5 protein-coding genes and 1 pseudogene are annotated in these 7,659 nt (G+C 30.5%); 4 read left to right on the top strand and 2 right to left on the bottom strand.

Annotation, left to right across the window (positions count from 1 at the left end):
* Positions 1-1,655: 4Fe-4S dicluster domain-containing protein (locus K354_RS0113395; protein WP_024955992.1), on the bottom strand; the 1,655-nt coding region annotated here is incomplete at its 3' end.
* A gap of 183 nt (positions 1,656-1,838) precedes the next feature.
* Between K354_RS0113395 and K354_RS0113405 the strand changes: the two genes are divergently transcribed.
* From K354_RS0113405 to selA, 4 genes are all read left to right on the top strand, one after another.
* Positions 1,839-2,993: an ABC transporter substrate-binding protein gene (locus tag K354_RS0113405; RefSeq protein WP_024955993.1), complete on the top strand. Its 1,155-nt coding sequence runs from the start codon at positions 1,839-1,841 to the stop codon at positions 2,991-2,993.
* Entirely contained in the window at positions 2,994-4,601 is a 1,608-nt protein-coding gene (locus K354_RS0113410; RefSeq protein WP_024955994.1) for a sensor histidine kinase, read from the top strand.
* A 76-nt stretch (positions 4,602-4,677) separates the two neighbouring features.
* Positions 4,678-5,346 (top strand): response regulator, encoded by a 669-nt coding sequence (locus K354_RS0113420; RefSeq protein ID WP_024955995.1) that lies wholly within the window; start codon positions 4,678-4,680, stop codon positions 5,344-5,346.
* 2 nt (positions 5,347-5,348) lie between these two features.
* Positions 5,349-6,686: an L-seryl-tRNA(Sec) selenium transferase gene (gene selA / locus K354_RS0113425; RefSeq protein ID WP_024955996.1), complete on the top strand. Its 1,338-nt coding sequence runs from the start codon at positions 5,349-5,351 to the stop codon at positions 6,684-6,686.
* Positions 6,687-7,010: 324 nt separating this feature from the next.
* Here the strand turns inward: selA and K354_RS15360 are convergent.
* Positions 7,011-7,659: pseudogene (locus K354_RS15360) on the bottom strand (methyl-accepting chemotaxis protein); the annotation flags it as partial.

A 7,659-nucleotide genomic window follows, 5' to 3' on the forward strand; every position in this document is an offset into this window, starting at 1 on the left:
TCATTCCTATGAGCCTGAAGCATAACCTTAGGTTTACAATCAGCACAGCAATAAAGTGTTTTGATTCTAATAGCATCATTTCCAAATACTGGTTTCATTACATTTGCTATCTTTTGTACTGCTTTTACTGTTGCAAATTCACTCCCACACTCTACGCATTCAAACAATTCATCTTGTGCCATTACATTTTGTTTAAAGTAATCTGGGTCAAGTGTTATCTCATCTCTTATTACACTCAAACAATCTTTCTCAGGACAAACTACTTCACAATAAGTACAGTTTGTACAGATTGATGGATTAAATCTCAATGTATTATCTTCTGGATGTGCGGTCAATGCTCTTACATTGCAGGCTCCAACACAACTTAGACAGAGTGTACAGGCTTCTTCATTGATTGTTATATTTCCATAGTGTACATGTTCACCTGTTTTTACAACTCCTAAGTCATCCTCTCCTACTAAGTGTGCCAATCGTGCTGAGAATATTTCTCTTTTTCTCATACCATCTTCATTTATTCCGTATTGACATTCAGGAATTGGGATTATAGTTTCTAGAGTTTTTTCTAATTCATTTACATCTTTACATGTAAAGATTGCTTGTTTATTATATTTCTTTTGAAATATTTCATTAATGATACGGATTACATCACCTGTACCTTTAGAGATAAAGTCTGTATAGAAAATTATTGGGTTACCACTTGTTTGAAGAAGATTCATAAGATGTGCTTCATGTAAAAACTTTTCACCTTCTATTGCTAGAGGTAATACATTTTTAGTTAGCTTTACATGTAAAGCTTCTAATTCCATTTTTCTTGGAATTATAAGAGAGACTTTATTTTCATAAAAAGAGCTTATTTCACTAAAAGCAACTCTAGGCATTTGAGAGTAATCTACTGCTCCACTTGGACATACTGAAATACAACCTCCACAACCATGACAATCTATATGAGAAAATTCTAAATGTTTATTTGCATCATCTTTAAGGATTGCTACAGTAGGACATACTTCTGCACACTTTCCACATATCTCTTCATTTCTTTCATGGTATTGACAGATGGAGGAGTCATATTTAATAAAGTTTTTATAGTTATATGTTCCATTATTTGTTTTTACTTTTTCTACTGCTTTTTTTAAACCTAAGATATTTGCATCATACACACCACTTTGTTTCATTGCAAACTCAGGTGCATCTGCCCAAATGATTTGATCACATTCTAAATCAAGGAGTTCTTCTTCTTTTCTAATAGTAACTGTTAGTTTACCGATATGTCCGTTTACATCTACTATATTATTTGGGTGAAGTACTATACATGTAAGAGATGATTGTTTTAAATCATTGATTAATTCTTCTTGCTCTTCATTGGAAACTATTAAAACTTTATTTCCTACTTCTTGTGCAAAGTCTAAATCTTGTGCCAAATCATAGTTTGATGCTCTTATCTCGTAGAGTTTTTTTACATTGAGTATTCTTTCACTTATATCATCTTGAGTATTTTTTACATAAAAATTTATCTCTGGAGCATAAATCTCTGTATTTTTTATATCTTCATTGGATACTAAATATTCATTATCTTTTATTTCATCTGTTATCTCTATTGATTCATCTAATGGATACTCTATCCCTAATCGGTCATAAAATAAATACTCTTTTCTCATTTTTTCTCTTTCTTCTCGGTCAATGTTTGTTTACCGTATTGTATTTTTTTACCCATTAAAAGCTTCTTAATAAGACTTGTTTAGTCCCTTATAGATGCTATGACTAGGCTATTTATAAGTATTGATATAGGTTTAATTATATTTATTGTAAAATGTAACTATTATGTTTATAAGGATATTTAGGTGGTAAAGAAAAGTTTTCTCATTTTTTTAATATTTATTGTTACTCTCTCTACTTTAACCTATATTTTTTTATTTGAAAAATCTTCCGATAAACCTATTGTTCTAGGCTCTTCTTTACCTTTAAGTGGAATAAATAAAGAGTTGGGATCAGAAATCATGGAAGGTGCAAATGCATATTTAAGTCATATAAATGCAAAAGGTGGCGTAAAAGGTCGGCATATTCACCTTGTTTCTTACGATGACAAGTATGAACCTCAAAATACTCTAAAAAACACACAAACTCTTATTTATAAAAATAACGCTTTCGCTCTGCTAAATTTTGTAGGTACACCCACCACTAAAAAAGTTTTATCACTCATCAATGAAGAAAATATCCCTTTTATATCTCCGTATACAGGTGCTTCTTTTTTAAGAAATCCCAGTTTTACAAATGTAGTCAATTTTAGAAGTTCGTATAAAGAAGAAATTGAAACAATCGTAAATTATCTCAATAAATATAAAAAAGTTACTAAATTTGCTATTTTTTATCAAAATGATGATTATGGAGAAGAAGGTTATATAGCTACTATAGAAGCTCTTAATAGAAGAAATCTAAAGTTACTTAGTGAAGGAACATATAAAAGAAACACCTTGTCGATAAGGCATGCTCTTCATGAAATCAAACAAACAAAACCTGAAGCTGTTATTATCATTGGCTCTTATAAACCAAGTGCACAATTTATTAAAAAAGCGAGAGAATGCTGTTTTAAAGATATGATTTTTGCACCAATATCATTTGTCAATGGAAACTCACTTATGAAAGAGTTAAATGGTGCTGGTAAAAATATACTTTTTTCTCAAACAGTACCATCCTATGATAATAAAAACCTTTTAGTAACTAAAGAATACCATAGACTTTTAAATTTTTACTATCCAAAACGAGAAGCAACATATGGCTCTTTTGAATCATTTTTAGTAGCAAAAATTGTCGTAAAAGCACTATTGAATGTTCCAGGAGATTTAACACAAAGAAAATTTTTATATAGTATTAAAAACCTTCCTAAAGACGTTCTTGATGATATTCCAATAGTGTATAAAAACAATCAACTTTTAAACAAAGTTTATCTTTCAAACTACAAACATGGTAAATTTGTACCTGTTAAAGAGATAGAATAAATGCACTTTTACAACTTCATAAATGAGTACTTAGACAAACTAACATTTTCAAATAAAACAAAAATTCTTATAGCTATTATTGCTTCAAGTATGATGATGATTGGATTTTTAATGTTTATCTCACTCTTTGCAATAAAATTTGACTATGAAACTCTCTATCAAAAAAGAACCATTCCTCAAGTTGAACTTGAAGAGATAAAAGATGTCTATACTGTAAACATTTATGATACCTTTTATGATTTAAAAGAAAACAATATAGATATAGATAATGCAGATGAAGTAATCTCTCTTGCAAAGCAAATTGCACATAATCGTTGGAAAAATTATAATCAATCTATACATAAAGATATAGGTGGTATCCCTGAATTTGCTAGTAATTGGTTGGACTTCTTTTTATTTAGAAAAAGTCTTCCTCCAAAAAATTACTACCAAAAAGGAATGACTTCAAAAATAGAAGAAAAGATGATAAGAATAAATAGTCAAAGTAGTAAAATTATTACAAATTTAAGAGTAGGGAATGACGAAAAAGCTTTAACTACCATAAATGAAATCTTTTTGGAAATAAACTCTATTAACATCTATCTTTCAAACCTTATAACTTCCCATCTTAAAGAGGCTATTGCTGAAAAAAACAGAAATGATACAATGTTTAAAACAAGTATATATATGCTCATTTTACTCATTGGTTTAGTCTTTTTTCTAAGTATCATTATTTCGCTTATTCTAATCAACCATTTTAAAGAACTTCACAATTCACTTGAAACAAAAGTTGACATAAAAACAAAAGAGTTAAGACTGCTTAACAATTCACTTGAAAAAAGAATAAGAACAGAAGTACGCAATAGCCGTAAAAAAGACCAAATCATGTTCCAACAAGCCAGACTTGCAAGTCTTGGTGAAATGCTTCAAAATATAGCACATCAATGGAGACAACCTCTTGGAGCATTGACCATGATAATACAAAGCTTTCAATCAAAATTTTTATCTGGAAAACTTACAGAAGAGTTCATAGACTCTCGCGTTGAGGATGCTGGAGTACTTGCTAAAAACATGTCTGATACATTAGAAGACTTTAGAACATTTTTTGATCCAAATAAATCTCATAAAAACTTTAGTATAAAAAAGATGATAGAAAAATCTATTGATTTAACTAAATACCAACTAGAAAAAGAAGGGATTACAGTCTCTTTTTCTATGCCACAAGACATATATATTTACGGCTTTGAAAACGAGCTAACCCACGTACTTTTAAATCTCATAAATAACTCAAAAGACGCTCTATCTCCTCTAGAAATTACAAATAAAACAATACTTATAACTGTAACAGAGACCAGCGTCAATGTATTTATAAAAGTTTTAGACAATGCAGGTGGCATACAACGTGATATAATAGCTAAGGTATTTGACCCATATTTTACAACAAAACACAAAAGTGTTGGAACAGGCATTGGACTTTACATGTCAAAACAGATGGTTGAAAAGCATATGAGTGGTGAGATATGGTGTAAAAATATACAATACAAGATAGATGATAGTAAATTAAGTAAGTGTGCAATGTTTACTATCGAAATACCAAAAAAAATAGAAGCGGATAAGGAAGAAATATGATATATTCTATGAAAAGCGTTAGTTTTAGTACTAAGAATTTAGCTTGTACTTTGTTCAAGTTAAAGGAGATAATCAAATGAAAAAACGTGATTTTGATTTACTCAATGGTTTCAATATACTTTACATTGAAGATGAAGCTGATTTACTCAAACACACTACGGCTGTTTTAGAAGACTTTGCAAAAAACATATTTGCAGTGCAAACCTGTGATGAAGCCCTTGATGTTATTAGCAAAAACCATATAGATGTCATTATCTCAGATATTCTTCTTAAAAATGAAAATGGTATAGAGTTTTTAAGACATCTCAAAAATGACTTGGGTATCAAAATACCTACTATCTTAACGACAGCCCACTCAGATACAGAGCACCTTTTAGATGCAATCAAGCTCAAAGTAGAAAACTACATCATCAAACCTATCAATATAAAAGAACTTTTAAACTCATTACATGATGTACTGATTCCCAAAATCCAACAAAAAGAGATTAATCGCTCGTACAATATTATCAAAACAATTTCTGCAGTTACTGATGGTAAACAAGTTGATTTAATACGATTTATCATCAAAAATTTGGACAATAAAAATATACTTAACTGCTCATATACAGATATTATGGAGAGAGTAGATGTGAGTAAACCTACTATTATTAAACTATTTAAATCATTAAGTGACCAAGGAATTTTAACAAAAATCCAAAATGGAAAATATCATTTTGATGAAACAAAACTACCTATACCGGAGTAAAGATGGATACTTTAAGAAAACTACCTAAAATAGATAAACTTGTTGCAAATCCTCTTTTTGAAGGACTTAACACAACTCTTTTAGCAAATATTGCAAGAAAGAAAATAGAGATTTTACGAGAAGAAATACTCTCAAATGCAAAGGAAGATTTTGATGAGAAAAAGTTGCTCTTTGACATTAAATCTTCATATGAAAAACTTTTTGAGCCTTCACTAAAACCACTTATCAATGCAACAGGTGTTATCTTACATACAAACATGGGAAGAAGCCTTATTCATAAAAATATATTAGAAAAAGCTTCTAGTATTATCACAAACTACTCCAATCTCGAATACAATCAAAAAGAGGGTTGTCGAGGTGAGCGTTATGAGCATGTTAGTGAGCATCTTAAAAACCTTTTACATGTAGAAGATGTTTTGGTAGTTAACAACAATGCAAGTGCTGTGTTTTTAATCCTCAATACTTTTGCTAAAGATAAGGAAGCTATCGTATCTCGAGGTGAATTAGTAGAAATCGGTGGTAGTTTTAGAATCCCAGAAGTTATGCAACAAAGTGGTGCAATCCTCCATGAAGTAGGCGCTACGAATAAAACAAAAGCGAGTGATTACAGAAAAGCGATAAATGAGCATACTTCAATGCTTATGAAAGTTCATCAATCAAACTTTAGTATTGAAGGCTTTAGTGAAGATACAAAATATAGTGATATAAAAAGAATATGCGAAGAGAATGTTTTAATAGACTATTATGATTTAGGAAGTGGTTATATACCTGAACTTCCTTATAATTTAGGAAACAATGAGCCTTCTTTAAAAACAATTCTCAAGGATGACCCTTCGCTCATAAGCTTTAGTGGAGACAAACTTTTTGGAAGTGTTCAAGCCGGAATTATCGCTGGGAAAAAAGAGTTTATAGACGAACTCAAAAAAAACCAACTTCTAAGAATGCTTCGTGTAGATAAGATAACTTTGAGTATATTAGAAGAGACTATAAAAGCTTATCTCAAAGAAGATTACCAATCCATACCTACGTTATGGATGCTTTTTCAAGATACTGCCTCTTTACATGTAAGAGCAACAAAAATGCAAAAAGAGATTGGTGAGAAGTTTTGTGAAGTAATAAAAAGCACAACTGTTATGGGTGGAGGAACTTTACCAAACCGTGAATTTCCTACAATAGCTTTACATGTAAAAGGAAAAGCCTCCAAACTCGAACGTCTCTTTAGAGAAAAAAGCCTTATAGGAAGAATAGAAAACGATATGTTTTTAATAGACTTTAGAAGCATACTTCCTGAATTTGAAGAACAAATAATTTCTATCATAAAAAAGATAACTTTGGATTAAAAACCCAAAGTTATCGTTATACTATCTACACCTTAAACTTGCCAAGTTCAGTATCAAGTTTATTAGTCATAGAAGAGAGATGCTCACTAGCACTTGCGACTTCTTCAATACTTCTCGTATTAGCACTAGCGATAGTTTCTACTTCTTGAATATCTTTAATCATATCACGTATAGAATCATTTATTTTTAAAGTCTCTTTTACACTTTCATGATTACTTTGAATATTGTCTTCTAAGATTTTTGCATTTTCAACTACAATAGATTCTAAATTAGCAGATATATCTGAGAGTTTTAAGATATCAGCTGAATTACTATCCATCTGTGTACTTGCATCTGAAATAGCTTGAACGACTATATTGATAGTAGTATTAATCTCAGTTAAACTTTTTTGTGTTCTCTCAGCCAACTGTCTTACTTCATCAGCAACCACTGCAAAACCACGTCCATGTTCACCCGCCCTAGCTGCTTCAATAGCAGCATTGAGTGCTAAAAGATTTGTTTGATCTGCAATATCAGAGATAACTGTTAAAACATTTTTTACATCTTCTGTATTAGAGCTTGTCTCTTTTAGTTTATGGGAGAGTTCTATCTCTTGTTGGGAACTCTCTTGAAGATGAATATTAAGTTTATCCATCTCTTTTTGAATTGTTTTAAAATTACTATTAGCTAAGTCTAATTGTTCACTATTATGTTTTACTATATTTACAGAACTTTCTACATTTTCTAAGATAGTATTACCACTACGTGCACTATTAGATACTATAATGCTCTCTTCTTCTGAGCGTTTACCAACAGCTAAAGATGTTGTTGAAAGCTCATGGGCTATAGAAGCATTTTCACTACTTGTCTCTTTCGCATTTATAATAACATCTTGTATTTTTTTGATAAAAAGATTTACACTTGTTGCAATATCTGCTAATTCATCTTTACCTTTTACTGCTAAACGTTGTGTTAAATCACCATCTCCTGTACC

The sequence above is a fragment of the Sulfurospirillum arcachonense DSM 9755 genome (genome assembly GCF_000597725.1).
Classification (GTDB): Bacteria; Campylobacterota; Campylobacteria; order Campylobacterales; family Sulfurospirillaceae; genus Sulfurospirillum_A; species Sulfurospirillum_A arcachonense.